This window comes from Bradyrhizobium sp., from assembly GCF_035935975.1.
Lineage (GTDB): Bacteria > Pseudomonadota > Alphaproteobacteria > Rhizobiales > Xanthobacteraceae > Bradyrhizobium.
Map to the genome: position 1 here is coordinate 147,018 of NZ_DASYWN010000052.1, position 24,733 is coordinate 171,750.

Here is a 24,733-nt window from a genome sequence, read left to right on the forward strand (position 1 = left end):
GAAACTTCTTTCCGTTAGTGAATTAGGCAACGGAGCACCGAAACGGTGCCGGGGTGACCAAGAAACACCGCGCAAACAGGGGCGACCAATGTTCAATCTGGACACGTTCAAGACGTATTCGCGCGCCGTTGCTTTTGGCGCAGCCGCGATTTCCGCAATCGCGTTCGCAGGCCCGGCCAACGCCGCGCCGGTGCAGCTGTTCCCCTTCTTCCAGCCGCTGCCGCCGATGGCCGCGCCGCAGCCGATCCAGCCCTATCAACCGTACCAGGCAGCGCCCTCCCAGGCCGCGCCGTCCGAGGATCAGGGCACCGTCGAGATGCCGGCGCGCTTCCGCCGCCAGACCGTGGCCTACGCGACGCGTGAGGCGCCGGGCACCATCATCATCGATACGCCCAACACTTATCTCTATCTCGTGCTCGGTAACGGCCAGGCAATGCGCTACGGCATCGGCGTCGGCCGCGACGGCTTCACCTGGTCCGGCACGCAGTCGGTGACCAAGAAGGCCGAGTGGCCCGATTGGACCCCGCCGCCGGAAATGATTGCCCGCCAACCCTATCTGCCGCGCCACATGGCCGGCGGCCCCGGCAACCCGCTCGGCGCCCGCGCCATGTATCTGGGCGGCACCATCTACCGCATCCACGGCACCAACGCCCCCGACACGATCGGCAAGCACGTCTCGTCCGGCTGCATCCGCCTGACCAACGACGACGTCACCGACCTCTATTCCCGCGTCAACGTCGGCACCAGGGTGATCGTGCTGCCGATGACGGAGCGCCGCGCGGATCTCGGATCTGCCACGCGCTAAGCGACAGGACATTGTGACGCAAACGGCCCCGGAACAGACCGGGGCCGTTTTCGTTTGCAACATGCTCTCGGAGCGTCTGCGCTTGGAGAAGCAGTCCGCGGAGGACGCGGCGAAGGTGGTTGCCTATCTGCAGGCGGCGGGAGGGCAATAGTGATCGCACAGACGAGCAGATCCTCATGGGCACTTGCCCAGCGCAGCGACTGCCAGTTAGCCTCATCCTGAGGAGACCGCGAAGCGGTCGTCTCGAAGGATGGGGCGGGCACGATGACAGACGGCGCGTACCTCTACATTCTCAAATGTGCCGATGGCAGCTATTACATCGGCACGACGCGGACCGAGTTCGAGCTCAGGATCGCCCAACACAACGCCGGCACCTTCGGCGGCTACACAAAGTCGCGTAGGCCTGTAACGCTCGTCTTCTCGCAATGGTTCGATCGGGTCACCGACGCGATCGAATGCGAACGCAAGCTGAAGAAATGGAGCCGCGCCAAGAAGGAAGCCTTCATGCGCGGCGACTTTGCCGAGCTGCAAGAACTGGCAAAGCGCGGATCACATCATCCTTCGAGACGCCCGCCTGTAGCGGGCTCCTCAGGATGAGGAGCGGAATGTGGGGCTCGCGGTATTGTGGCAACGGCTCCGCCTCCCAATGCCTGCCTCAGCTCGCGAGGCGCCAGTTAAGCCTCATCCTGAGGAGCCGCGTCAGCGGCGTCTCGAAGGACGAGCGGGCGCGACCGCAGACATTACGGCCAACGCAGGAGATAGGGTCGAGATGCCGCGCCTGCGGAGCGTAACACTCCCCATCCTTCGAGACGCCCGCCTATGGCGGGCTCCTCAGGATGAGGATACTGAGTTCGCGGCATTCTGACGATCCCAACGGACACCGCCCCAACATGACGCCCGTTCATCACGCCGCCGCCCCAGCGATCAAACTGCTCACCCCCGCCGATGCCGCGCCCTACCGCACCGTTCGTCTGGAAGCACTCGCCACCCATCCCGAGGCTTTCACCAGCACGTTCGAACGCGAGCAGTAAAAGCCGCTTGCCTGGTTCGAGGAGCGCCTCACGGCATCGGACGTGTTCGGCGCGTTCATCGCGGGCGAGCTGGTGGGGACCGCCGGCTTCCGTCGCGAGGACGGTGCGAAGACCGCGCACAAGGCGGTGCTGTGGGGCATGTATGTGCAGCCCGGCGCGCGTCGGTCCGGCACGGGACGGCTGCTTGTCGACGCAGTGGTCGCGCACGCCGCAAAGCGGGTCGAGCAGCTCCAGCTCGTCGTCGTCAGCGAGAACGAGGCCGCCTTGCGCCTCTACGCGGCAGCCGGTTTCGTCGAATACGGCCGCGGCGTGAAGGCGCTGAAACACAACGGCCGATACTACGATGAAACCCTGATGGCCTTGTTCTTCGACGACGGCGGCGCGACGCAGCCCCGATAAGGCCGGGGCCGCTCACGCTTGCGCCGCTCAACGGCCTGCCGCACGCCGCCGCGAGAGCAGTCTCAGCCAGGCTGCCGAATGAAACGCGCTCATCAGCAGATACATCGGCACCATCCCGCCCGGCGACAGCCCATGTCCGTTTGAGCAGAGCATGTCCGCCGGGCCGCCGCCGAGCACGGCCGTCAGCACGGCCATGATCGCGAAGGTGGGCGTGGCCGCCAGGCCCAGCCATCGGGCGAGGTGAGATGCGGCCTCCCCGCCGTCACGGCTGGTGCCGGCAGGATGGACGTCGCTCACTGCGCCCCCGGCGTGCGGAGCGCGATTTCGCCGGCGTCGGACACCTCGACCCATTTCTTGTCGGGCGCCGCACCCGCCTCGTAGCTGTCGTGCCAGTTCCACCATTTGTAGGTTGGGGTCTGCGGATAGCCGGTCGGCGAGTCCTCCCAGACCTCCTGACGGCCGAGCGGGGTGATGTCGAGATAGTTCCAGGTGCCGCCCATCTGCTCGTCGCCGCGGCTCTTGATCAGATAGGTGCGGAAAATCTGATCGCCGTCGCGGTAGAACACGTTGGTCCCGTGCCATTCGTCGACACCGAAATCGGCGTCAAAGCTGTCGGTGACGGTGACCCACGGCATGGTCCAGCCCATCCGCGCCTTCAGGCGGATGATGTCGGCCTGCGGCGCGCGCGAGGCGAACACCAGCGTGGTGTCGCGGGCGTTGAGATGCGAGACATGGGCGACCTGGTCGGCCACCATCGAGCAGCCGCGGCAGGCATGATCGGGCCAGCCGAACACGCCGGGCTCGAAGAAGGCACGGTAGACGATCAGCTGCTTCCGTCCCTGGAACAGATCGATCAGACTGACCTTGCCGCCGGGCCCCTCGAACGCATAGGTTTTGGTGACTTCCATCCACGGCATGCGCCGGCGCTCGGCGGCGAGGGCGTCGCGGGCACGGGTATGCGCCTTTTCCTTCACGAGCAGTTGCTGACGGGCTGCTTCCCAGTCCTGCGGCGACACCACCGGCGGTGTCTGCATGGCGGCGTTGGTTCCTGCTTTTTCGACTGATGTCATGATAACTCTCCAAACCTCTTACCTGACCTGTTGGGGCGATCGCTCCGCGTCGTGCGGAACCCCTCGCCCCTCGCCGCAACGTGTCGGCCGTCAACGATTTCTGGCACCAAGCGGTTGCGCAGTGGGAGTAACAAGTGTGGCGGGATATTCATGGAGTCGCTGATCACGGCCGCCGCGCGCGCGCTCGAGGCCGGCGATCCACTCGGCGCGCTGAACCGCGTTGCGCTGCGCAACGATGCACCGTCGCTGGCGCTGCGCGGCATCGCGATGGCGCAGCTCGGCGATCTCGCCAAGGCGAAGACGCTGCTGCGCAGCGCCGCACGCGCCTTCGGTCCGAGGGAGGCCGTGGCACGCGCAAGATGCGTGGTGGCCGAAGCCGAGATCGCGCTGGTCTCGCGCGATTTGAGCTGGCCGGCGAAGACGCTCGCCGCCGCGCGCGCGACACTCGAAAAGCATGGCGATCTCGCCAACGCCGCTCACGCCGGCCACATCGAAGCGCGCCGGCTTCTCCTCGTCGGGCGCACCGACGAGGCCGAGCAGACGCTGGCCGCGCTCATCTCGTCCCCGCTCCCGCCTGCATCCCAGATCGTCCGCGAGCTCGTGGTCGCCGGCATCGCCATCCGGCGCCTCAAAACGCAAGACGCGCGCACCGCGCTCGACCGCGCAGCCCGCGCGGCGCGGCAGGCCAAAATTCCCGCGCTCATGGCCGAGGTCGACAGCGCGAACCTCATCCTGAATACGCCCGCGGCACGCCTGATCGCGCGCGGCAGCGAGCACCCATTGCTGCTCGGCGAGGTCGAACGACTGGCGAGCTCGAAGGCGCTCGTCGTGGACACGTTCCATCATGTCGTTCGCCGGCAGGGCATTGCCGTGTCGCTCGGAACGCGACCGGTGCTGTTCGCGCTCGCCCGTCTGCTGGCGCAGGCATGGCCCGCGGATGTCTCGCGTGAGGTGCTGATATCAGGCGCGTTCCGGGCGAAGCACGCCGATGAATCGCACCGCGCGCGCCTGCGCGTCGAGATCGGACGGCTCCGCACCCAGCTCAAGCCGCTGGCCGATGTCAGCGCGACGAAGCAGGGCTTTGTGCTGGCGCCGCGCAAGACGCGCGACGTCCTCGTGCTGGCCCGGCCCGTCGAGGAGAAGCACGCCGCGGTCCTTGCCTTTCTCACCGACGGCGAGCCGTGGTCGAGCTCGGCGCTTGCGCTTGCGCTTGGAACGAGCCCGCGCACGGTGCAGCGGGCGCTCGACGAGCTGGCGCGGTCGAACAAGGTGCAATCGTTCGGACACGGCCGCGCGCGGCGCTGGATGACGCCGCCCGTCCCGGGTTTCCCGACAGGCTTGTTACTCCCCGGACCTCTCTTGAAGACGTAGGATGGCGACATCACAGGAACCGAGCACATGAAACGTTCAGCCGCCGAGATCGTCAGGGAGTACGGACCGTTTGCGGGCGTCGAAGCCGTGCATGGGGTGACCTATGACGGCACGCACGTCTGGTTCGCATCCGGCGACAGGCTGAATGCGGTCGATCCCGACAGCGGCAAGATCGCACGCTCGATCGACGTCGCCGCGCATGCGGGGACGGCATTCGACGGCCGGCACCTGTTCCAGATCGCCGAGGACCGCATCCAGAAGATCGACGCGGCCACGGGCAAGATACTCGGCACCATCCCCGCGCCCGGCGGCGGTGGCGATTCCGGGCTTGCCTGGGCCGAAGGCTCGCTCTGGGTCGGGCAATATCGCGAGCGCAAGATCCACCAGATCGATCCCGAGACCGGCGCGGTGCTCCGCACCATCGAGAGCAAGCGCTTCGTCACCGGCGTGACCTGGGTCGACGGCGAGCTCTGGCACGGCACCTGGGAGGGCGAGGACAGCGACATCAGGCGGGTCGACCCTGAGACGGGCAAGGTGCTGGAGCAGCTCGACCTGCCCGCGGGGACCATGGTCTCGGGCCTGGAATCCGATGGCGGCGACCGCTTCTACTGCGGCGGCGGAGATCGCGGCAATGTGAGGGCGGTCCGCCGTCCCCGGCGCGGCTAGCCGCGCCGACGGCCCGAATGCAACGGCGCGGTCGCGGCCGTTAACACATTCGCCCCAATTCCACCCCACCGGTGCGCTCTAGCGGCCTCCTCGCCCGCCCTGTAAAACCCCTGCCGGGGCGGCTTGGGGGATTGATGCGACTAGCGTTGAACGTAAAGACTATCCTGATTGCCGTGGCGGTGCTCGCGGTGTCGTTTTTCGTCAGCCTGAAGGCGATGGACTTGCTGTCGCCGCGCGCGACGAACTCCGCCCCGCCGGTCGCGCAATTGCCGCCGCTGCCGCCGGCCTCGAAGAGCTCGATCGTGGTGGCGCCGGTCGCCATCGCGATCTCGGCGATCCGCGAGCAGGCCGAGAAGGCCGCCCCGCGCAATTTCGCCGGCAAGGCCGACAACCCGATCTCGCAGATCCTGGAGAACGCCGACATCGGCTGGACCGCCTCGCGCGGGCCGATGGCGGCTGCCGGCGACAAGGACGTGCTGACGATCTCGACGCCGCTCAGCGGCAGGCTGAACGTGACGGGCTCGCTGTCGTCGAAAGCCACCGGCGCGCTCGGCGATGCGCTCGGCAGCGTGCTCGGCGGTGACGCCGCAAAGCGCATCGGCGCGGTCAACATCAAGAATCTGAACGCCAGCGCCGAGATCAAGGGCAACGTCATCGTCACCTCGCGCCCGAAGCTCGCGGCCAACTGGCATCTCGAGCCCAATCTCGGCGCCCAGGTCAATCTCGGCGACACCAACCTCAACGTCTCCGGCGCGAAGGTCAACGTCCCCGCGCAGGTGAAGCCGCTGATCGACAAGAATGTCGGCGAGCAGATCAACGTCGTCGCCGAGCGCATTCGCAACGATCCGTCGCTGCGGGAGAATGCGAAGCTGCAATGGGCCAAGGCCTGCCGCTCGATCCCGCTGCAGGGCGCGGGCTCCCTGCCGCCGCTCTGGCTCGAGATGAAGCCGACCCGCGCCATCGCCGCGCAGCCCCGCGTCGATGCGCAGAACGTGACCTTGCTGCTCGGCCTCGAGCTCGAGACGCGCGTGACCTCGACGCCGTCGAAGCCGGATTGTCCGTTCCCCGAGAAGATCTCGATCGTGCCGCCGACCGGCACCGGCGTGAACATCGGCGTTCCCATCGACGTGCCCTTCACCGAGATCAACAAGCTGATCGCCGCGCAGATGGTCGGCCACACCTATCCCGAGGACGGCTCCGGCCCGGTCGACGTCACCGTGAAGAGCGTCAACGTGATCCCGTCGGGCGAGCGGCTGCTGATCTCGCTGCTGGTGCGCGCGAAGGAAAAGAAGAGCTGGCTCGGTCTCGGCGCCGAGGCGACCGTGCACATCTGGGGCCGGCCGATGCTCGACCAGGCACAGCAGACGCTGCGGCTCGCCGACATCCAGCTAGCGGTCGAGTCCGAGGCCGCCTTCGGCCTGCTCGGCGCCGCGGCGCGCGCGGTCGTGCCGCAGATGCAGCAGGCGCTGGTGCAGAAGGCGACGCTCGACCTCAAGCCGATCGCCGCCAACGCCCGCGAGAAAATCGCAACCGCGATCGCCGGCTACCAGAAGAGCGAGGACGGCCTCAAGGTCGACGCCAGGATCGACAGCCTGACGCTCGCCGACATCGCCTTCGATTCCAAGACGCTGCGCGTCGTCGCGGAGGCCGGTGGCTCGCTCAACGTGTACGTGACCAAGCTGTCGGGGATGTAGCGCGCCCTCGCACGCTGCTTCCCGCGCTCTCTCGTCGCTTGCGCCGCTGGCATTCTCGTCGCAGGATGCTAAGCTGTTTCACGCAACCTCGAACGAGGTGCTGACAGCAACGTAGCTGATACGCGAGGACGAGATGGAAGCCGGCATGGTCACGCCTGCGCCGGCACTGGTAAGGTTTTCCGGCATTCAGAAGACCTATGATGGCGAGCACCTCGTGGTGAAGAACCTCGATCTCGACATCAGGAGGGGCGAGTTCCTCACCCTGCTCGGCCCGTCGGGCTCGGGCAAGACGACCACGCTGATGATGCTGGCCGGCTTCGAGGTTCCGACCCAGGGCGAGATCTATCTCGCGGACCGGCCGATCAAGAACGTGCCGCCGCACAAGCGCGACATCGGCATGGTGTTCCAGAACTATGCCCTGTTTCCGCATCTGACGATCGCGGAGAACATCGCCTTCCCGCTCTCCGTTCGCAAGACGAACAAGGCCGAAGCGCAGGAGCGCGTCAACGCGGCGTTGCGCATGATCAAGATGGAAACCATGGCGCAGCGGCGGCCCGGGCAGCTCTCCGGCGGCCAGCAGCAGCGCGTGGCACTGGCCCGCGCGCTGGTGTTCAATCCGCAGCTCGTGCTGATGGACGAGCCGCTCGGCGCGCTGGACAAGCGCCTGCGGGAGCAGATGCAGCTCGAGATCAAGCAACTGCACGAGACGATGGGCATCACAATCGTCTACGTCACCCACGATCAGAGCGAGGCGCTGACCATGTCGGACCGCATCGCCGTGTTCAACGACGGCGTCGTGCAGCAGATCGACCGGCCCGACGCACTGTATGAGCGTCCGGTCAACAGTTTCGTCGCCCACTTCATCGGTGAGAACAACGTGCTTGCCGGCACTGTCGAGTCGATCGAGAAGGACTATTGCCGCGTCGCGCTGGCCGGCGGCGGCGCCGTGACCGCACGCGCTGTGAACGTCTCAGGCGCGGGCGCATCGACCTCCCTGTCGGTGCGGCCGGAGCGGATCGCCATTGTCTCCGACGGCGCCTGCAGCGACGGACCGAACCGGCTGCCGGCCACAGTGCAGAACACCATCTATCTCGGCGACCACGCGCTGGCCGTGCTCGATGTCGCCGGCAATGCCGAGTTCATGGTCAAGCTTCAGCCAGGCGTGCAGGCCAGCCTGGCGCACGGCGAAAACATCTTCATCACCTTCCGCCCCGAGGATTGCCTCGCCCTCGATCCGGTCTGATCAAGCGATCAACATCAACGCAACGCACATGAAGAAGGAACTAGGACCATGCTGAAGCGCAAGATTGGCAAGATTGCTCTGGGTTTCGCCGCGGCGTTCAGCGCCAGCGCTGCGCTGGCCACGGTCGCGCAGGCGCGTGACCTCACCGTCGTCTCATGGGGCGGCGCGTATCAGGATGCCCAGAAGAAAGTCTACTTCGAGCCGTTCAAGAAGGCATCAGGCGTTGCCATGAATGACGAGTCCTGGGACGGCGGCGTCGGCGTGTTGCGCGCCAAGGTCCAGGGGGGCGCGGCCACCTGGGACGTCGTCCAGGTCGAGAGCGACGAGCTCGCGGTCGGCTGCGAGGAAGGCCTGTTCGAGAAGCTCGACTATTCCAGGATCGGCGGCGAAGCCGCTTACATCCAGCCGTCCGTCAATCCCTGCGGCGTCGGCGCCATCCTCTACGATTTCGTGCTCGGCTACGACAAGGACAAGCTGAAGGAGGCCCCCAACGGCTGGGCCGACTTCTTCGACATCAAGAAGATCCCGGGCAAGCGCGCCCTGCGTCAGGGCCCGAAGACCACGCTCGAGATCGCGCTGATGGCCGACGGCGTCGCACCGAAGGACGTCTACAAGGTGCTGGCGACCGACGAGGGCATCGAGCGCGCGTTCAAGAAGCTGGACACCATCAAGGGCGACATCGTCTGGTGGAAGGCCGGCGCCCAGCCGCCGCAATTGCTCGCCTCCGGCGAGGTGGCGATGACCTCGGTCTATAACGGCCGCATCGACACCGCGAACAAGAACGACAAGAAGAACTTTGGCATGGTGTGGGACGGCGCGCTTTTCACCCTCGACAGCTGGGTCATCCTGAAGGGCAGCCCGAACAAGGACGCCGCCTACAAGTTCCTGGATTTTGCCGGCAAGGCGGAGAACCAGTCGAAGCTGTCGGAGAACATCGCCTATGGCACGTCGAACAAGGACGCGGCCGCCAAGCTGCAGCCCGCCGTTCTGAAGGATCTGCCGACGGCGCCTGACAACATCAAGAACGCGGTCGAGATCAACGTCGGCTTCTGGCTCGAGAACATCGACCGCCTGACCGAGCGCTTCAACAAATGGGCTGCGAAGTAGCGCGCGGCCCGACCGGCGTGCGGCGCGCATCGAGCGCAGTTTCGTTGCGGCCATCCTTCGAGACGCCCGCCTTAGGCGGGCTCCTCAGGATGAGGGCGGAGTGTGCGGCAGCCATGTCACATGCACCGCTGTCGATGAGCCTCATCCTGAGGAGACCGCGAAGCGGTCGTCTCGAAGGACGAGGCGCTCGCCCAGATGTCCGGTCGAAGAGGCGCACGCCATGACAGCAGCGTCCCTGGCTGACTCCGAGCCCAAGGTGCCGCTCAAGCGCCGCCTGAGGCAAGCGGAGCGCGCGCGCCAGCTCAAGGCGCTGGCGCTGGTTGTGCCGCTGCTGCTGTTTCTGCTCTTCACCTTCGCCGGGCCCATCGCCGGCATGCTGTGGCGCGCGGTCGATGATCGCGAGGTGCGTCAGGTTCTGCCGCAAACCATCGCTGCGCTCGCCGATTGGGATGGCAAGGACCTGCCGGACGAGAAGGCCTACGCGGCGCTGGCAAGCGACATCCAGGCGGCGCGCGCCGCCGGCACCATCGCCGTCTCGGCCAAGCGGCTCAATTACGCGCTGAACGGCTTTCGCACGATCCTGACCAGCACGGCACGCAATCTGAAGACGGTGCCGGAAGCGGGGACGGCTAAAGAGACGCTCGGCAAGATCAATCCAGCGTGGCGCGAGCGCACGACATGGACCACGATCAAGAATGCCAGCGGCCCGATGACCGGCTTCTACCTTCTGGCGGCGCTCGACCTGACGCGCAACGCGGACGGCGCGATCGTCGCGGCGTCACCGGATCAGGCGATCTACCGCGACATCTTCGCCCGCACCTTCCTCATCAGCCTCGGTGTTACCGCACTCTGCCTGATCCTCGGCTTCCCGGTCGCCTACCTCCTGGCGGCGCTGCCGCCGGGCAGGTCGAACCTGCTGATGATCTTCGTGCTGCTGCCGTTCTGGACCTCGCTGCTGGTCCGCACCTGCGCCTGGATCGTGCTGTTGCAGAGCAAGGGCGTCGTGAACGACAGCCTGCACTGGCTCGGCATCATCGACGAGCCGTTGCGCCTGATCTACAACCGCTTCGGTGTCTGCGTGGCCATGACCCACGTGCTGCTGCCGTTCATGATCCTGCCGCTCTACAGCAGCATGAAGGCGATCTCGCCGGCCTACATGCGGGCCGCAGCATCGCTCGGCGCGCCGCCCCTCACCGCTTTCTTAAGGATCTATCTGCCGCAAACCCTGCCCGGCATCGGCGCGGGAAGCCTGCTCGTCTTCATCCTGGCGCTCGGCTACTACATCACGCCGGCGCTCGTCGGCGGCGCCGCCGACCAGATGATCAGCTACTTCATCGCGCTCTACACCACCGAGACCGCGAACTGGGGTCTTGCCTCGGCGCTGGGTGCGGTGCTGCTGCTCGCCACACTTCTACTCGCTCTCGTCTACGGCAAGCTGGTGCAGGGCCAGCAGGTCACGGGAGGGATGAAGAATTGAGCGACAATCCTTCCCTCCGCACGCCCAGCCAGCGCATCGCATGGACCGCGACCATCGTCATCTCCACGCTGGTGTTCATCTTCCTGATCGCGCCGATCCTCGCGATCATGCCGCTGTCCTTCAGCTCGGGCTCGTACCTGACCTATCCGCTGCCGGGCCTCTCGTTGCGCTGGTACGACGACTTCATCAATTCACCGCGCTGGATGAATTCGCTGAAGAACAGCATCATCATCGGCGTCGCCTCGACCTTGCTGTCGATGGTGCTCGGCACGCTCGCCGCGCTCGGGCTCGCGCAGTGGAAAAGCCGGTTCAAGCCGCTGGTGCTGGCGTTCGTGCTGTCGCCGGTCGTCGTGCCCGGTGTCATCACCGCGGTGGGTCTGTATTTCTTCTTCGCACCGATCGGCCTGACCGGCAGCTATCTCGGCCTGATCCTGGCCCACACCGCGCTGGCGACGCCCTTTGTCGTGATCACGGTCGGCGCGACACTGCAGAGTTTCGACACCAATCTCGCACGCGCCGCCGCCTCGCTCGGTGCCTCGCCGCTTCAAGCGTTCCGCCGCGTGATCCTGCCGCTGATCCTGCCCGGCCTTGCCTCGGGTGCACTGTTCGCCTTCGCGACCAGTTTCGATGAAGTGGTGATCGTGCTGTTCATGGCAGGACCCGAGCAGCGCACCCTGCCGCGCGAGATGTTCAGCGGCATCCGCGAGAACATCAGCCCGACCATCACGGCCGCGGCTGTGATCCTGACGACGGTCTCGGTCATCCTCCTCGCCACCCTGGAAGGCCTGCGCCGGCGCAACGAACGCCTCAAGGGCGGCGAAGGCTGAGCGGAACACTCTTCTTCCTTCTCCCCTTGTGGGAGAAGGTGGCATAGGCGGCCTTCGGCCGCCGTTCTTAAGAACGCCGAAGCGAAGCTTCAGCTGTAGCGCCGGATGAGGGGTATCTATCCGCCCATTCAATGAGAGTTGGATACGCGGAGAGAGCCCCTCACCCGTCTCGCCGCTGCGCGGCGAGCCACCCTCTCCCACAAGGGGTCCCACAAGGGGAGAGGGCAAGAACACCGCCGCGCCTTGCAAATTCGCTGGCCCCTCACGCATCTTTGGCTTAACTGCCGCGACCGTTTGTCGCTACAACGATCCCCGCAACAAAAACCCAAACAACAACGCTGAGGGAACAACCATGCAAAAACTCATCGCCGCGGTCGCGGCCGGCCTTGCGCTCGCCGCCATGTCAGGCGCGGCGCAGGCGCAGATTTCCGACAATGTCGTCAAACTCGGCGTGCTCACTGACATGTCGAGCCTCTATGCCGACGCCACCGGCAAGGGCTCGCTCGCCGCTGTCGAGATGGCCGTCGCCGATTACGGCGGCAAGGTCGCGGGGGTGCCGATCGAGATCGTTTCCGCCGACCACCAGAACAAGCCCGACGTCGGCGTCAACATCGCCCGCAACTGGTACGACAACGACAAGGTGGACGCGATCCTCGACGTGCCGACGTCCTCGGTGGCGCTGCCGGTCTCGGCGCTGACGCGCGAGAAGAACAAGATCAACATCAATTCCGGCGGCGGCTCGTCCGACATCACCGGCGCGCAATGCTCGCCCAACACGGTGCACTGGACCTACGACACCTATGCGCTGTCGAACGTCGCCGGCAAGGCGATGGTGAAGCGCGGCGAGGACACCTGGTTCTTCGTCACCGCCGACTACGCGTTCGGCATGGCGCTGCAGCGCGACGCCGCCAACGTCGTCAAGGAGACCGGCGGCAAGGTGCTCGGCGAGGTCCGCCATCCGCTCAATTCGTCGGATTTCTCGTCCTTCCTGCTGCAGGCCCAGGCCTCCAAGGCCAAGGTGGTCGCGCTGGCGAACGCCGGCGGCGACACCACCAACGCACTGAAGCAGGCGTCCGAGTTCGGCCTGACGCAGGGCGGCCAGAAGATGATCGCGCTGCTGCAGGAGATCACCGACACGCATTCGCTCGGCATCAAGGCGACGCAGGGCCTGATCGTCACCGATGCCTTCTACTGGGACATGAACGAGGAGACGCGCGCCTTCTCGAAGCGATTCAACGAGAAGGTGGGACACATGCCGACCATGATCCAGGCCGGGCTCTATTCGGCGACCATGCACTATCTGAAGGCGATCGAGACCATCAAGACCGACGAGGCGCCGAAGGTGATGGAGCAGATGCGCAAGACGCCGATCAACGACTTCTTCGCCAAGAATGGCAAGATCCGCATCGACGGCCGCATGGTCCACGACATGTATCTGTTCGAGGTCAAGAAGCCCGAGGAGTCCAAGGGCGAGTGGGACCTCTACAAGCTGATCGCCACCGTGCCCGGCGACGAGGCCTTCCGTCCGCTCGACAAGGGCGGCTGCCCGCTGGTGAAGTGAGACCAAGCGGCCGACCGGCCGGTGCCAATTCCTCATCCTGAGGAGCTTGCGAAGCAAGCGTTTCGAAGGATGAAGGCCCCGCCGGTGGCCTCGCCCTTCGAGACGCGCGCCGCTGGCGCGCTCCTCAGGGTGAGGATCGACATCTCGCAATGACGGTAGAAAAAAGCGACACGACAGCGCGCCCGGTGAAAGCCGGGCGCGCTTCGTTTAGGCTATCGCGCGATCCGCATTTACTCCGAGTACTTGAACTCGGGCATGTTCTTCAGCTCGTCCTTGCTCGCATTGAACACGGCATGGTCCGGATACCACCTCGAGCCCGACGCCGTCGCCGTGGTCGTCGTGGTCTTCTCGGTGCCGGTCGCAGCGCCCGTGGTCGTGGTCGTCGCGGGCTTGGTCGTGGTCGTCGAAGCAACGGCCTGGTTGACGAATTTCAGCTTCTCATAGGGCACGGCGACCAGATGCTCGCCCATGCCGAGGAAGCCGCCGACGCCGATCACGGCGATCTTGACGTTGCCGCTCTTGTCCATCAGCAGATCGTTGATCGAGCCGATGTTCTCGTTGGCATCGTTATAGACCTTGATTCCGTCCATCTTGGACGTACGCCACTCACCCGACGCGGTCGTGGTGGTGGTCGTCGCGGTGGCAGCAGGCGCGGCCTTGTCGGTGGTGGTGGTCGGCGATTGCGCGAACGCAACGGTCGCAAGAAATGCCGTGCCGGCAAGGCCGGCGGCGATCGATTTCATCAACATGTTTGTCCTCTCCTTCAGCAGAAAACGCATGCGGGGAGAACAGCGTTGATCACGTGCAGTTCCTAAGATGCGGCGATTTCGTCGCGCAACAATGGCGCTGCGTTGCGACGAAGGTTCCTGCGCGCGGGAACGTTCCAGATGCACAGTTCCCCGCCGACGATCGTGCGCCCTGGGTGAAGCACGAGCGTGGCGGGGAACGCGCCGACCTGCGTCGCCAGGCCAGCTCTTAAAGGTCAGCTCTTTAAAAGTCCGCTCTTGAGATCAGCTCTTGAAGTCGATGAGGAGCGCGGAAAAGTCCGAGCTGCTCGATGAGCTGCCGTTGGATCCGTACGACGAGCTCGAAGATTGCGACTGCTGCAGCGCCTGGAGAAACTGCTGGAGAATCTCCGCCGTGGTGGAGTCGGTCGATGAGCTGCTGGTCGAATCCGTTGACGTCGACGAATCCGAAGAGCTGTCGTCCGGCGGCGGGCCGGGCGGCGGTCCGCCTGCACCACCGGGACCGCCCGCGCCGTTGGCGAAGGCGGATTGAAACACGCCCTTGAGCTCGTCGGCCTGGTCCGAGGTCAGCGTCCCGTTCGACACCTCGCTCGAGATGAGGTCGTCGATCTTCGACTTCAAGTCGTCCTTGGAGGGACGCGTGCCGCTCGACTGGTCGCTCGACCGGCTCTGCTGGAGCGCCGTGTCGATGTCGGTCAGCGCCGTCGAGAGCGCGGACTGGTCCGACGACGAGACCGTGCCGGCGGAGACTTCCGATTGCAATTCCTGCTGCAGACGCTGTAGCGGCGACTGGTAATTACCGGCGGAAGCCGCCGAAATGGAGGTCATGATCGCACCGTGGTTTTTGCGGGGTTTCGTACGTGACTGCGCCACGGTATGGTTAACGGCCTTAACGAGACCTTGCCGCTCCACCACCCGGACGTGTCCCCACGTTGCGGAAACGGCAGTGGAAACAATCTGAAACAAAAATCTTCGCCTTTTGGCCCGAATCTTGGACAAACAAAGCGCATGGCCATTCCCAATCCCAACATCCTGGTCGTCGAGGACGACCGCGAAACCCGGACGTTGATTGCGAAGTACCTGCGCAACAACGCCTGCAACGTCACCGCCGTGAGCGATGGCCGCGAGATGTCGCGCGCCATGGCCGATCACCGCGTGGACCTCATCATTCTCGACGTCATGCTGCCCGGCGAGGACGGCCTGAGCCTGTGCCGCAAGGTGCGCTCGGAGGCGCAGACGCCGATCATCATGCTGACCGCGCGCGGCGAGGACGTCGACCGCATCGTCGGCCTCGAGATGGGCGCGGACGACTATCTGCCGAAGCCGTTCAACCCGCGCGAGCTGCTCGCCCGCATCAACGCGGTGCTGCGCCGCCAGGCCGCCGCGCAGGCGGCAAGCTCGATCGAAGGCGCGAGCACGCTCGCCTTCGAGGGTTGGCGCATCGATCTGCGCCTGCGCGAATTGCGCAATCCCGAAGGCGCGCGCGTCGCGGTGACCAGCGCCGAGTTCGATCTGCTGAGGACGTTCTGCGAACGGCCCGGCCGCGTGCTTTCGCGCGACAGCCTGCTCGACCTCACGCAGGGCCGCAACACCGGCTCGTTCGAGCGCTCGATCGACGTGCTGGTCAGCCGCATCCGCCGCAAGATCGAGCCCAATCCGGCCGACCCCACCATCATCAAGACGGTGCGTTCCGGCGGCTATCTGTTCACGCCCAGAACTGAAGTGCCGAGAGCTGAAGCAGCGAGCAACGAAGCGGTCGCGGCGCCCCTGAGCAGCTAGGGGTGCGTCGACGATGAAGCCGTTCGGGTTCTTTCACCTCAAGGGTATCGGCGGGCAGATCGCCGCGCTGGTGCTGGCTTCGACCGTCGCGCTCCATCTCGTCGTCACCGTCGCCTTCCTGATCACCCGCCCCGATCGTCCGGACACGCCGCCGGACGGCGCCCATCAACTGACCGACGCCGCGCTGCTGCTCGGCTCGGCTGATTCCGGCGAGCGGCCGCGCCTCGTCGCCGATCTCACGCGCGCCTTTCCCAAGCTCGGCATCGAGATGCTTGCGCCCGGCACGGCCGATGTCGTCGAGGACAGCGACAACCAGCATCTGCACGGGATGCGCCGTCATCTCGGACACGGCTACAAGGTGGTGCAACTCGGCGGCCCCGCGCACCGCATCGGCGTCGAACTGCCCGACGGCAGCGTGATCGCCGGCCGCGTCGACGGCGGCGGTCCGCGGCCGTGGTTCTGGGGCGCGCCCTGGCTGGTGACGCTGATGACGGCGTTCATCTGCATCACGGTGCTTGGCCTGTGGGCGGCCCGCGCGCTGGCGACGCCGCTGTCGTCCTTCGCCAAGGCCGCCGAAAATTTCAGCCTGGACGGTGGGGCAGAGCCGCTGCCCGAGCGCGGCCCGGAGGAGATCCGCTCAGTGGCGCGCGCGCTCAACCGCATGCATGAGCGGATCGCGCGGCTGATGTCGGACCGCACCAGAATGCTGGCGGCGATCAGCCACGATCTGCGCACGCCGATCACGCGGCTGCGGCTGCGCGCCGAGTTCATCGAGGACGAGGGCAACCGCAAGCGCATGCTGATCGATCTCGACCAGATGCGCTCGATGCTGGAAAGCGTGCTGTCGCTGCTGCGCAACGACCGCAAGATCGAGGCGGTGACGCTGGTCGACATCGCCAGCACGCTGCAGCTCATCGCCGACCAGTTCGGCGACATGGGCCATGTCGTGCACTACGAGGGGCCGCTGTCTGCGACCGCCGCCGCGCGTCCGGACGATCTGCATCGCGGCATCACCAACCTCGTCGAGAACGCGGTGCGCTTCGGCGCCGAGGTGACGATCCGCCTCGACGTCGCCGGCAGCAAGCTCGTCATCGACGTCGAGGACGACGGCCCCGGCATTTCGGATGCGCGCAAGCAGGAGATGCTGGAGCCGTTCGTGCGCGGCGACGACGCGCGCACCATGGACGATTCCACCGGCTTCGGCCTCGGCCTGTCGATCGCGCGCGCGATCGCGCTCGCCCATGGCGGCGAGCTGTCGCTGCACGACCGCGAGCCGCACGGCCTGATCGTGCGGATGCAGCTGCCGGTGTGGCAGCAGCCGCGGCTGGCGGCTTAGGGCATGATCCGGAAAAGCGTGAAGCGGTTTTCCGAAAAGATCATGCCCTCTTAAGACGACAATTCAGGCGGCAAGCCGCGGATAGTGGACCGCCGGGGGCCGGTCGAAGATCGCGATCGCCTCGAAGCGATAATTGCAGGCGTGGCAGGTCCAGAGATAGGAGACGCGCCCTTCGCCCGGCTCGATCCAGTCGGGTGCTGCGATCGGCGTACCGCACTGGGCACATGGATTCTGCGTGGGGATGTCATCGCTGTGGGTGTTGACCATGGTTGTTTTTGTCATGGCACCTCTCCCGATTCGCTGGCCGCTTCTTACTCGCTTTCGCATGCTTGTGCGAATAGACAGGCGTGCTGCCGCGAGTTGTCCGCCTGAGGGAACTCCTACGCCAGCTTTGAGTCGTAATGACGGCTCAGCGCCGCAAAATCGCGACTGGCGGCGTTTGGTCACATCATCGCCGCGTTCGGGAGGCCTAACGGCAACCGGACGCAGGTTGCTCAGGGATTTCCGGAGTATCTGATGAAAATTTTAAGCGCTGCCGCGCTGCTCGCGGCCGGACTGATCGCGCCGCAGGCCGCTATTGCGGGCCAGGCCGAATATGCCGAGATGGTCGCGACGCATGCGCGCGCCAACGGCGTGCCGGAGGCGCTGGTGCATCGCGTGATCATGCGCGAGAGCCGCTACCAGCCTGGCCTGGTCGGCCACGGCGGCACCATCGGCCTGATGCAGATCAAGCTCGCGACCGCCCGCGGGCTCGGCTACACCGGCGATGCCGCCGGCCTGCGCGATCCCAACACCAACCTCACCTATGCGGTGAAGTATCTCGCCGGCGCCTACCACGCCGCCAATGGCGACCACACACGAGCTGTGCGTTATTTCGCGGGCGGCTATTACTACGTCGCAAAGCAGCAGCGCCAGCATCAGCAGGCGATGGTGCAACAGGCCAGCAACGAGACCTGGCTCGAGCCGAACGGCAATCCGCAGCCGATGTTGAGTGCCACGCCGCACAAGAAGCTCGCCCAGCGCGTCCGCAACGCCCGGGCGCAGGCGCCTCACGACTGATCGTCATTCCGGGGCGGCTCGAAGAGCCAAACCCGGAATGACTGGGCTGCAGCTTGCGCGTTGACACCAGCCGTCACTGGCATACATTAGAGCCGTTCCGAGGGGTGCTCCGAGGAGGAGCTGAGATACCGCTAAATGGGCAAATCCGCCCAAGACCGCGGTGACCCTTTGAACCTGATCCGGGTCATGCCGGCGAAGGGACAGGGATGTTGCAGACGACCAAGCGACCGGATTCACCGGTATCCATCATCGGCGCAGGCATCGCAGGCGCCTGGCAGGCGCTGTTGTTCGCGCAGGCCGGCCACGCCGTGACCCTACACGAGCGCGGTGACGCCACCATGACCGACGCCACCAGCCATTGGGCCGGCGGCATGCTGGCGCCCTATTGCGAGGCGGAGGTGGCGGAGCCCATCATCTCACGCCTCGGCCAGCGCTCGCTCGACATCTGGCGGCGCGAGCTGCCCGATACGCCCTTCAACGGCTCCCTCGTCGTCGCCCATCCGCGCGAGCGCAACGATTTCGAGCGTTTTGCGCGCATGACCGAGGAGCACCACCGGCTCGATGCCGCCGGCCTTGCCGAGCTGGAGCCCTCGCTGGAAGGCCGCTTTCGCGACGCGCTGTTCTTTCCGAACGAGGGCCATGTCGAGCCGCGCCGCGTGCTGCCGAAACTGCATGAGCGCATCAAAGCTGCCGGCGGCACCATCAAGTTCGACAGCGACGTCACCGCGGCCGATCTCGCAAACCTTGATCCCAAGGGCATCGTGATCGACTGCCGCGGCATCAGTGCGCGCGAGGAACAACCCGAGCTGCGCGGCGTCAAGGGCGAGATGATCCTGATCGAGACCAGCGAGGTGCAACTCGCGCGCCCGGTGCGGCTGATCCATCCGCGCTGGCCGCTCTACGTGATCCCGCGCGAGGACAATCTGTTCATGCTGGGCGCGACCTCGATCGAGGCCGAGGACACCGGCGTCAGCGTGCGCTCGGCGCTGGAGCTGCTCGGCGCGGCCTACACGGTGCATCCGGCGTTCGGCGAGGCCCGGATCGTCGAATTCGGTTCGGGCCTGCGCCCGGCTTTCCCCGACAATCTCCCGCGCATCGGCATTCGCGACGGCAGGATCAGCGTCAACGGCCTCTACCGCCACGGCTTCCTGATCGCACCTGCGCTCGCCGAGCTGACGCTCGCTTATGTCCAGCGCGGCCAGATCGACAATGAGGTGATGCAATGCGGGTGATCGTGCAATGCTTGTGATCGTCAACGGCGAGCAGCGCGAGGTGAACTCCGCCAGCGTCGATGCGCTGCTCAGCGAGCTCGACTACGAGGGCACGCATTTCGCGATCGCGCTCAATTACGACGTCGTGCCGAAGAGCCGCTGGGCCGAGACCCACCTCAAGGCCGGCGACGAGATCGAGATCATCACGCCGCGGCAGGGAGGGTGATTGATGATGCTTTCACTCCACACTCCGCTGTCATCGCCCGGCGAAAGCGCGAAGCGCGTCTTAGAAAACAAGACCGGGCGATCCAGTACGCCGCGGCTCCTCCGGATCGCGGCACGGCCTCTGGAATACTGGATCCCCGCCTTCGCGGGGATGACAGTTGTATTTGAGGAGACACCTTCATCATGGTGACCTTCTACGGCAAGCAATTCGCCTCCCGCCTGCTGATCGGCAGCGCGCTGTACCCCTCGCCCGCCATCATGCAGGCGGCGATCCGCGCGTCCGGCTCGAACATCGTCACGGTGTCGCTGCGCCGTGAATCTGCCGGCGGCAAGACCGGCGACGCGTTCTGGAAGCTGATCCGCGAGCTCGACGTCGCCGTGCTGCCGAACACCGCCGGCTGCCGCAGTGTGCGCGAAGCGGTCACCACCGCAAAGCTCGCCCGCGAATTGTTCGGGACGTCCTGGATCAAGCTCGAAGTCATCGCCGACAACGACACGCTGCAGCCCGACGTCGTTGGCCTGGTTGAGGCCGCCGCCATCCTGATCAAGGACGGCTTTGAGGTGTTCCCCTATTGCACCGAGGACCTCTCGGTCGCCAATCGCCTGGTCGACGCCGGCTGCAAGGTGGTGATGCCGTGGGCCGCGCCGATCGGCAGCGCCAAGGGCATCATCAACCGCGACGCGCTGAAGCTGCTGCGCGAGCGGCTGCCCGACATCACGCTGGTGGTCGACGCCGGCATCGGCGCCCCCTCGCATGCCGCAGAAGCGCTCGAGCTCGGCTATGACGCCGTGCTGCTCAACACCGCGATCGCAAAGGCCGCCGATCCCGTCGCGATGGCCAACGCCTTCCGCCTCGGCTGTGATGCCGGCCGCACCGCGTTCGAAGCCGGGCTGATGAACGCCCGCGACTTCGCCTCCCCCTCCACCCCTGTCGTTGGGACCCCGTTCTGGCATGCCGTATCCTGATCGCAACGCGTATCCTGATCGTTTCTATCCTGTCGTCGACAGCCTCAAATGGGTCGAGCGCCTGACCAGGCTCGGCGTCGGCACCATTCAGCTCCGCAGCAAGGAGCTCAACGACGCCGACGCGCTGCAGATCGTCACCGATGCGCTGGCGATCACGGAGGGCACGCAGGCCAAGCTCGTCGTGAACGACTATTGGCGCGCGGCGATCGTCGCCGGTGCAAAATATCTGCATCTCGGCCAGGAGGATCTCGCCGACGCCGACCTCAAGGCCATCCGCGAGGCGGGCCTGTCGCTTGGCATCTCCACCCATGACGATGCGGAGCTTGCGACCGCGCTCGCCGCAAAGCCCGATTACGTCGCGTTGGGCCCGATCTTCTTCACCACGCTCAAATCGATGCGCTTCGAGCCGCAGGGCATTCCCAAGATCACGGAATGGAAGAAGCGCATCGGCAGCATCCCGCTGGTCGCGATCGGCGGCATCAAGTTCGAGCACGCCGCGGAGATCTTTGCGGCGGGCGCCGACTCTATCGCCGTCGTCAGCGACGTCACCCAAAATGCCGACCCGGATGCCCGCGTGCAGCAGTGGCTCGGCCAGTCGAAGGAGGCTGCGTGATGCGCACGGTCTCTCTCCACACTCCACTGTCATCGCCCGGCTTGACCGGGCGATCCAGTACGCCGCGGCCTCTCGGCTCTAGCCGCACCGCCTCGGAGTACTGGATCCCCGCCTTCGCGGGGATGACAGCGATATTTGCCTCTCGCACAGCGACATCAACAAATTAAACCGGAGGATCCCATGAACATCCGCTCCAACCCCGACAAGACCGTTCCCGCCGTCACCACCGGCCCGCTGACCTCCTCGCGAAAAATCTTCGCATCGCCCGACGCCGCGCCCGACCTGCGCGTGCCGCTGCGCGAGATCATCCTGTCCGAGGGCGCCGGCGAGCCGAACCTGCCGGTCTACGACACCTCGGGCCCGTACACCGATCCGTCCGTGACCATCGACGTCAATGCCGGCCTTGCCCGCAGCCGCAAGCAATGGGTGCTGGAGCGCGGCGGGGTCGAGGAATATGACGGGCGCCAGATCAAGCCGGAGGACAATGGCAGCGTCTCCACCGACAAGGCCGCGCGCGCCTTCTCGGCCTATCACAAGCCGCTGCGCGGCCTCGACGGCCAGAAGATCACGCAGCTCGAATTCGCCCGCGCCGGCATCATCACCAAGGAGATGATCTACGTCGCCGCCCGCGAAAATCTCGGCCGCAAGCAGCAGCTCGAGCGCGCGGAAGCAGCGCTCGCCGACGGCGAAAGCTTCGGCGCCGCGGTGCCCGCCTTCATCACGCCGGAGTTCGTGCGCAGCGAAATCGCGCGCGGCCGCGCCATCATCCCCTCCAACATCAACCATTCCGAGCTCGAGCCGATGATCATCGGCCGCAACTTCCTGACCAAGATCAACGCCAATATCGGCAACTCGGCGGTGACCTCATCGGTCGAGGAAGAGGTCGAGAAGATGGTGTGGGCGATCCGCTGGGGCGCCGACACCGTGATGGACCTCTCGACGGGCCGCAACATCCACACCACGCGTGAATGGATCCTGCGCAACTCGCCGGTGCCGATCGGCACAGTGCCGATCTATCAGGCGCTGGAGAAGTGCAACGGCGATCCTGTCAAGCTGACCTGGGAGCTCTACAAGGACACGCTGATCGAGCAGTGCGAGCAGGGCGTCGACTATTTCACCATCCACGCCGGCGTGCGCCTGCAATACATCCACCTCACCGCCAGCCGCGTCACCGGCATCGTCTCTCGCGGCGGCTCGATCATGGCGAAGTGGTGCCTGGCGCATCACAAGGAGAGCTTCCTCTACACGCATTTCGACGAGATCTGCGACCTCATGCGCAAGTATGACGTCTCGTTCTCGCTCGGCGACGGCCTGCGTCCTGGCTCGATCGCCGACGCCAACGACCGCGCACAATTCGCGGAGCTGGAGACGCTCGGCGAATTGACCAAGATCGCGTGGGACAAGGGCTGCCAGGTCATGATCGAAGGCCCCGGCCACGTGCCCATGCACAAGATCAAGATCAACATGGACAAGCAGCTCAAGGAATGCGGCGAAGCGCCGTTCTACACGCTTGGACCGCTGACCACCGACATCGCGCCGGGCTATGACCACATCACCTCAGGCATCGGCGCGGCCATGATCGGCTGGTTCGGCTGCGCCATGCTCTGCTACGTCACGCCGAAGGAGCATCTCGGCCTGCCCGATCGCAACGACGTCAAGACCGGCGTCATCACCTACAAGATCGCCGCCCACGCCAGCGATCTCGCCAAGGGCCACCCCGCAGCCCAACTGCGCGACGACGCCCTCTCCCGCGCCCGCTTCGAATTCCGCTGGACCGACCAGTTCAACCTCGGCCTCGATCCGGACACGGCAAAGAACTTCCACGACGAAACCCTGCCGAAGGAAGCCCACAAGGTCGCCCATTTCTGCTCGATGTGCGGCCCGAAGTTCTGCTCGATGAAGATCACCCAGGACGTGCGGGATTACGCCGCGACGCTGAATGATCCGAACTCGGTGGGGATGTCGATCAGCGGCACCGCCGAGGACGGCATGGCCAAGATGAGCGCGAAGTTCAAGGAGATGGGCAGCAGTGTTTACCTGGATGCGGAGAAGGTGAAGGAAAGTAATCGGGTGTTGTGATCCGCTCCGCTCACGGGCGCGCCAATTAGGCTCGGAGACTAGATTGAAAGCCGGACTAATGTCCGGCTTTCGCGTTTGGTATCGGTGGCAACTATGCTACCTTTGATAGAAATTGCGACCAGCTAATTTCAAATCAAAGGACGAGCCATGGAGGAGTACGCAAATCTCCTAACAGCCACAGCTGCTTTCATTGGAGCAATTGCTTGGCCCGCAACAGCATTGGTAGTTGTGTCACTCTTTCGCCGGGAACTGCAATCAACGTTAGGTAAACTACCGTTGATGTTGGATCGGGTCAGAAAGGCGACTATTCCGGGCGTCGCTGTCGAGCTCGACCGCATTGCAGACGCCGAAGCGAATAACGATAAGGACAAGGGCGGCAGGATAACGCCGAGGCAAATCGAAGCGGCGGCCCGAATTGAAGTACAAGCTAGGGGTGTCGGTTCAGAGGAGTTGCTTCGCGAGCTGGATCGGCTTTGCTTAGAATACGACTCTTTGAGGCGAGCACTACCACCAGGAGCCGACCGTACCGAGGCCATGACTCGCGTCGTCGTAAAGATGCGATCCCTTGCACCAAGCGTCCTGGATTCGATTGACCTGTACAAGGGCTCGGGATGGCAAGGGAGCAGACTCGCTGCCATCACCATGATGCAAATGGTTCCGCGCGTTGCAGACCTTGCCTGGTTGGGGGAACGTTTCTCGATAGAGCTGCAGGCGTTTCTTCTTTATCACGCCGCACTTGCCCTACAGAGCGTGGCGAACATTAGCGACACAGAGGAGAAGCGCGCGCGCCTGCAGCACGTCGCTGAGGAGGCTCTAGCGAAAGTAAAAAGCTCGGGTATTCCGGATCAAGGAACGGTTCAGGTGCTGGAGACGCTACTGTCCACCTTCCACCGCTGATGGACGTTGATTTTGCCTACCCCCTCTTCCCACCGCCTCCCCGACCAGTTCCGCTCCGACCTCCGCCTCGTCTTCGTCGGCACTGCCGCCTCTACGCGCTCGGCCGAACTCGGGCACTACTACGCCCATCCCGGCAACCGCTTCTGGCGCGCGATCCATGAGGCCGGGATCACGCCGCGGCGTTATCAGCCGAGCGAGTTCGCGGCGCTGATCGAGCTCGGGATCGGCTTCACCGATCTCTCCAAGTCGGGCGCGGGGATGGATCACCAGATCGCGGCGGAGACGATCGACGTGCCGGGGTTCAGGGCCAAGATCGAGAAGTACCGGCCGCGGACGGTTGCGTTCACGGGCAAGAAGGCGGCGAGCTTGTTTTATGGCAGGCCGTCAGCTGCGATTTCGCTGGGGCGGCAACCACGCGATGACAACTTGCCGGAGATTTTCGTGCTGCCGTCGCCGTCCGGCGCGGCGTCGGGGCATTGGACGCTGGAGCCTTGGCGGGAGTTGGCGAAGTGGATTGCTCGCACGAGCTAGGCGGCTCAGCCGCGGATTGGCCCTGCTCTCGTGTCCCGGG

At 65.3% G+C, this 24,733-nt stretch carries 27 protein-coding genes and 1 riboswitch; of the genes, 22 read left to right on the top strand and 5 right to left on the bottom strand.

The window, feature by feature from the left end; translation table 11 throughout:
* The first annotated feature begins 88 nt into the window (after positions 1–88).
* The 4 genes from VGR99_RS31370 to VGR99_RS31385 all read left to right on the top strand — a co-directional run bounded on the left by VGR99_RS31370 (position 89) and on the right by VGR99_RS31385 (position 2,235).
* On the top strand, positions 89–805 hold the full coding sequence (locus tag VGR99_RS31370) for a L,D-transpeptidase (protein WP_326903812.1): 717 nt from the start codon (positions 89–91) through the stop codon (positions 803–805).
* Between the two features lie 264 nt (positions 806–1,069).
* Positions 1,070–1,402, top strand: a complete 333-nt coding sequence (locus VGR99_RS31375; protein WP_326903813.1) for a GIY-YIG nuclease family protein — start codon at positions 1,070–1,072, stop codon at positions 1,400–1,402.
* 293 nt (positions 1,403–1,695) lie between these two features.
* On the top strand, positions 1,696–1,836 hold the full coding sequence (locus VGR99_RS31380) for a hypothetical protein (protein ID WP_326903814.1): 141 nt from the start codon (positions 1,696–1,698) through the stop codon (positions 1,834–1,836).
* A gap of 42 nt (positions 1,837–1,878) precedes the next feature.
* Positions 1,879–2,235, top strand: a complete 357-nt coding sequence (locus tag VGR99_RS31385; RefSeq protein WP_326903815.1) for a GNAT family N-acetyltransferase — start codon at positions 1,879–1,881, stop codon at positions 2,233–2,235.
* A gap of 27 nt (positions 2,236–2,262) precedes the next feature.
* Here the strand turns inward: VGR99_RS31385 and VGR99_RS31390 are convergent, their stop codons facing one another.
* Together VGR99_RS31390 and VGR99_RS31395 are read right to left on the bottom strand one after the other, a co-directional pair.
* Positions 2,263–2,532 carry a hypothetical protein gene (locus tag VGR99_RS31390; protein ID WP_414645204.1) on the bottom strand — a complete coding sequence of 90 codons (270 nt, stop codon included), beginning with the start codon at positions 2,530–2,532 and terminating at the stop codon, positions 2,263–2,265.
* Positions 2,529–3,305 carry a thioredoxin family protein gene (locus tag VGR99_RS31395; RefSeq protein ID WP_326903817.1) on the bottom strand — a complete coding sequence of 259 codons (777 nt, stop codon included), beginning with the start codon at positions 3,303–3,305 and terminating at the stop codon, positions 2,529–2,531. Before VGR99_RS31395 ends, VGR99_RS31390 begins: the two co-directional genes overlap by 4 nt.
* Positions 3,306–3,455: 150 nt before the next feature.
* On the opposite strand from VGR99_RS31395, the gene VGR99_RS31400 reads away from it, so the two are divergent.
* The 8 genes from VGR99_RS31400 to VGR99_RS31435 all read left to right on the top strand — a co-directional run bounded on the left by VGR99_RS31400 (position 3,456) and on the right by VGR99_RS31435 (position 13,251).
* Positions 3,456–4,676, top strand: coding sequence for a helix-turn-helix domain-containing protein (locus VGR99_RS31400; RefSeq protein WP_326903818.1), 1,221 nt, complete (start codon positions 3,456–3,458; stop codon positions 4,674–4,676).
* Positions 4,677–4,703: 27 nt separating this feature from the next.
* Entirely contained in the window at positions 4,704–5,342 is a 639-nt protein-coding gene (locus tag VGR99_RS31405; RefSeq protein ID WP_326903819.1) for a glutaminyl-peptide cyclotransferase, read from the top strand.
* 134 nt (positions 5,343–5,476) lie between these two features.
* On the top strand, positions 5,477–7,036 hold the full coding sequence (locus VGR99_RS31410) for a DUF4403 family protein (RefSeq protein ID WP_326903820.1): 1,560 nt from the start codon (positions 5,477–5,479) through the stop codon (positions 7,034–7,036).
* Between the two features lie 133 nt (positions 7,037–7,169).
* Positions 7,170–8,279 carry an ABC transporter ATP-binding protein gene (locus tag VGR99_RS31415; RefSeq protein WP_326903821.1) on the top strand — a complete coding sequence of 370 codons (1,110 nt, stop codon included), beginning with the start codon at positions 7,170–7,172 and terminating at the stop codon, positions 8,277–8,279.
* A gap of 48 nt (positions 8,280–8,327) precedes the next feature.
* Positions 8,328–9,386 carry an ABC transporter substrate-binding protein gene (locus tag VGR99_RS31420; RefSeq protein WP_326903822.1) on the top strand — a complete coding sequence of 353 codons (1,059 nt, stop codon included), beginning with the start codon at positions 8,328–8,330 and terminating at the stop codon, positions 9,384–9,386.
* A gap of 220 nt (positions 9,387–9,606) precedes the next feature.
* Positions 9,607–10,863, top strand: a complete 1,257-nt coding sequence (locus VGR99_RS31425) for an ABC transporter permease (RefSeq protein WP_326903823.1) — start codon at positions 9,607–9,609, stop codon at positions 10,861–10,863.
* Positions 10,860–11,690 carry an ABC transporter permease gene (locus VGR99_RS31430; protein ID WP_326903824.1) on the top strand — a complete coding sequence of 277 codons (831 nt, stop codon included), beginning with the start codon at positions 10,860–10,862 and terminating at the stop codon, positions 11,688–11,690. Before VGR99_RS31425 ends, VGR99_RS31430 begins: the two co-directional genes overlap by 4 nt.
* 352 nt (positions 11,691–12,042) lie before the next feature.
* Positions 12,043–13,251: an ABC transporter substrate-binding protein gene (locus tag VGR99_RS31435; protein ID WP_326903825.1), complete on the top strand. Its 1,209-nt coding sequence runs from the start codon at positions 12,043–12,045 to the stop codon at positions 13,249–13,251.
* A gap of 230 nt (positions 13,252–13,481) precedes the next feature.
* Here the strand turns inward: VGR99_RS31435 and VGR99_RS31440 are convergent, their stop codons facing one another.
* Positions 13,482–14,000, bottom strand: coding sequence for a PRC-barrel domain-containing protein (locus VGR99_RS31440; protein ID WP_326903826.1), 519 nt, complete (start codon positions 13,998–14,000; stop codon positions 13,482–13,484).
* Between the two features lie 261 nt (positions 14,001–14,261).
* Entirely contained in the window at positions 14,262–14,825 is a 564-nt protein-coding gene (locus VGR99_RS31445) for a hypothetical protein (protein ID WP_326903827.1), read from the bottom strand.
* Between the two features lie 180 nt (positions 14,826–15,005).
* On the opposite strand from VGR99_RS31445, the gene VGR99_RS31450 reads away from it, so the two are divergent.
* Together VGR99_RS31450 and VGR99_RS31455 are read left to right on the top strand one after the other, a co-directional pair.
* On the top strand, positions 15,006–15,776 hold the full coding sequence (locus VGR99_RS31450; protein ID WP_326903828.1) for a response regulator: 771 nt from the start codon (positions 15,006–15,008) through the stop codon (positions 15,774–15,776).
* Between the two features lie 13 nt (positions 15,777–15,789).
* Entirely contained in the window at positions 15,790–17,112 is a 1,323-nt protein-coding gene (locus tag VGR99_RS31455; RefSeq protein WP_326903829.1) for an ATP-binding protein, read from the top strand.
* 63 nt (positions 17,113–17,175) lie between these two features.
* Here the strand turns inward: VGR99_RS31455 and VGR99_RS31460 are convergent, their stop codons facing one another.
* Positions 17,176–17,394, bottom strand: a complete 219-nt coding sequence (locus tag VGR99_RS31460) for a hypothetical protein (RefSeq protein WP_326903830.1) — start codon at positions 17,392–17,394, stop codon at positions 17,176–17,178.
* Between the two features lie 234 nt (positions 17,395–17,628).
* On the opposite strand from VGR99_RS31460, the gene VGR99_RS31465 reads away from it, so the two are divergent.
* The 8 genes from VGR99_RS31465 (at position 17,629) to VGR99_RS31500 (ending at position 24,693) form a co-directional block, all read left to right on the top strand.
* Positions 17,629–18,171, top strand: a complete 543-nt coding sequence (locus VGR99_RS31465; RefSeq protein ID WP_326903831.1) for a lytic transglycosylase domain-containing protein — start codon at positions 17,629–17,631, stop codon at positions 18,169–18,171.
* 90 nt (positions 18,172–18,261) lie between these two features.
* Positions 18,262–18,390, top strand: a riboswitch (TPP riboswitch).
* On the top strand, positions 18,378–19,403 hold the full coding sequence (locus tag VGR99_RS31470) for an FAD-dependent oxidoreductase (protein ID WP_326903832.1): 1,026 nt from the start codon (positions 18,378–18,380) through the stop codon (positions 19,401–19,403). It overlaps the preceding riboswitch by 13 nt.
* 7 nt (positions 19,404–19,410) lie before the next feature.
* Positions 19,411–19,608 carry a sulfur carrier protein ThiS gene (gene thiS, locus VGR99_RS31475; RefSeq protein WP_027529428.1) on the top strand — a complete coding sequence of 66 codons (198 nt, stop codon included), beginning with the start codon at positions 19,411–19,413 and terminating at the stop codon, positions 19,606–19,608.
* A gap of 182 nt (positions 19,609–19,790) precedes the next feature.
* Positions 19,791–20,573: a thiazole synthase gene (locus tag VGR99_RS31480; RefSeq protein ID WP_326903833.1), complete on the top strand. Its 783-nt coding sequence runs from the start codon at positions 19,791–19,793 to the stop codon at positions 20,571–20,573.
* Positions 20,560–21,186: a thiamine phosphate synthase gene (locus VGR99_RS31485; RefSeq protein WP_326903834.1), complete on the top strand. Its 627-nt coding sequence runs from the start codon at positions 20,560–20,562 to the stop codon at positions 21,184–21,186. Before VGR99_RS31480 ends, VGR99_RS31485 begins: the two co-directional genes overlap by 14 nt.
* 180 nt (positions 21,187–21,366) lie before the next feature.
* The gene (gene thiC, locus VGR99_RS31490; RefSeq protein WP_326903835.1) at positions 21,367–23,265 is read left to right on the top strand and encodes a phosphomethylpyrimidine synthase ThiC; all 1,899 of its coding nucleotides are present in this window, start codon (positions 21,367–21,369) and stop codon (positions 23,263–23,265) included.
* Positions 23,266–23,412: 147 nt separating this feature from the next.
* Positions 23,413–24,162: a hypothetical protein gene (locus VGR99_RS31495; RefSeq protein ID WP_326903836.1), complete on the top strand. Its 750-nt coding sequence runs from the start codon at positions 23,413–23,415 to the stop codon at positions 24,160–24,162.
* Positions 24,163–24,174: 12 nt separating this feature from the next.
* Positions 24,175–24,693, top strand: a complete 519-nt coding sequence (locus VGR99_RS31500; RefSeq protein ID WP_326904082.1) for a mismatch-specific DNA-glycosylase — start codon at positions 24,175–24,177, stop codon at positions 24,691–24,693.
* The last annotated feature ends 40 nt before the right edge of the window (positions 24,694–24,733 follow it).

Excerpts from the sequence above, each read along its gene's own strand:
- VGR99_RS31370 (WP_326903812.1), top strand. The coding sequence starts at position 89 with ATGTTCAATCTGGACACGTTCAAGACGTATTCGCGCGCCGTTGCTTTT.
- VGR99_RS31375 (WP_326903813.1), top strand. The coding sequence starts at position 1,070 with ATGACAGACGGCGCGTACCTCTACATTCTCAAATGTGCCGATGGCAGC.
- VGR99_RS31380 (WP_326903814.1), top strand. The coding sequence starts at position 1,696 with ATGACGCCCGTTCATCACGCCGCCGCCCCAGCGATCAAACTGCTCACC.
- VGR99_RS31395 (WP_326903817.1), bottom strand. The coding sequence starts at position 3,305 with ATGACATCAGTCGAAAAAGCAGGAACCAACGCCGCCATGCAGACACCG.
- VGR99_RS31400 (WP_326903818.1), top strand. The coding sequence starts at position 3,456 with ATGGAGTCGCTGATCACGGCCGCCGCGCGCGCGCTCGAGGCCGGCGAT.
- VGR99_RS31405 (WP_326903819.1), top strand. The coding sequence starts at position 4,704 with ATGAAACGTTCAGCCGCCGAGATCGTCAGGGAGTACGGACCGTTTGCG.
- VGR99_RS31410 (WP_326903820.1), top strand. The coding sequence starts at position 5,477 with ATGCGACTAGCGTTGAACGTAAAGACTATCCTGATTGCCGTGGCGGTG.
- VGR99_RS31415 (WP_326903821.1), top strand. The coding sequence starts at position 7,170 with ATGGAAGCCGGCATGGTCACGCCTGCGCCGGCACTGGTAAGGTTTTCC.
- VGR99_RS31420 (WP_326903822.1), top strand. The coding sequence starts at position 8,328 with ATGCTGAAGCGCAAGATTGGCAAGATTGCTCTGGGTTTCGCCGCGGCG.
- VGR99_RS31425 (WP_326903823.1), top strand. The coding sequence starts at position 9,607 with ATGACAGCAGCGTCCCTGGCTGACTCCGAGCCCAAGGTGCCGCTCAAG.
- VGR99_RS31435 (WP_326903825.1), top strand. The coding sequence starts at position 12,043 with ATGCAAAAACTCATCGCCGCGGTCGCGGCCGGCCTTGCGCTCGCCGCC.
- VGR99_RS31440 (WP_326903826.1), bottom strand. The coding sequence starts at position 14,000 with ATGTTGATGAAATCGATCGCCGCCGGCCTTGCCGGCACGGCATTTCTT.
- VGR99_RS31445 (WP_326903827.1), bottom strand. The coding sequence starts at position 14,825 with ATGACCTCCATTTCGGCGGCTTCCGCCGGTAATTACCAGTCGCCGCTA.
- VGR99_RS31450 (WP_326903828.1), top strand. The coding sequence starts at position 15,006 with ATGGCCATTCCCAATCCCAACATCCTGGTCGTCGAGGACGACCGCGAA.
- VGR99_RS31455 (WP_326903829.1), top strand. The coding sequence starts at position 15,790 with ATGAAGCCGTTCGGGTTCTTTCACCTCAAGGGTATCGGCGGGCAGATC.
- VGR99_RS31460 (WP_326903830.1), bottom strand. The coding sequence starts at position 17,394 with ATGACAAAAACAACCATGGTCAACACCCACAGCGATGACATCCCCACG.
- VGR99_RS31465 (WP_326903831.1), top strand. The coding sequence starts at position 17,629 with ATGAAAATTTTAAGCGCTGCCGCGCTGCTCGCGGCCGGACTGATCGCG.
- VGR99_RS31470 (WP_326903832.1), top strand. The coding sequence starts at position 18,378 with ATGTTGCAGACGACCAAGCGACCGGATTCACCGGTATCCATCATCGGC.
- thiS (WP_027529428.1), top strand. The coding sequence starts at position 19,411 with ATGCTTGTGATCGTCAACGGCGAGCAGCGCGAGGTGAACTCCGCCAGC.
- VGR99_RS31480 (WP_326903833.1), top strand. The coding sequence starts at position 19,791 with ATGGTGACCTTCTACGGCAAGCAATTCGCCTCCCGCCTGCTGATCGGC.
- VGR99_RS31485 (WP_326903834.1), top strand. The coding sequence starts at position 20,560 with ATGCCGTATCCTGATCGCAACGCGTATCCTGATCGTTTCTATCCTGTC.
- thiC (WP_326903835.1), top strand. The coding sequence starts at position 21,367 with ATGAACATCCGCTCCAACCCCGACAAGACCGTTCCCGCCGTCACCACC.
- VGR99_RS31495 (WP_326903836.1), top strand. The coding sequence starts at position 23,413 with ATGGAGGAGTACGCAAATCTCCTAACAGCCACAGCTGCTTTCATTGGA.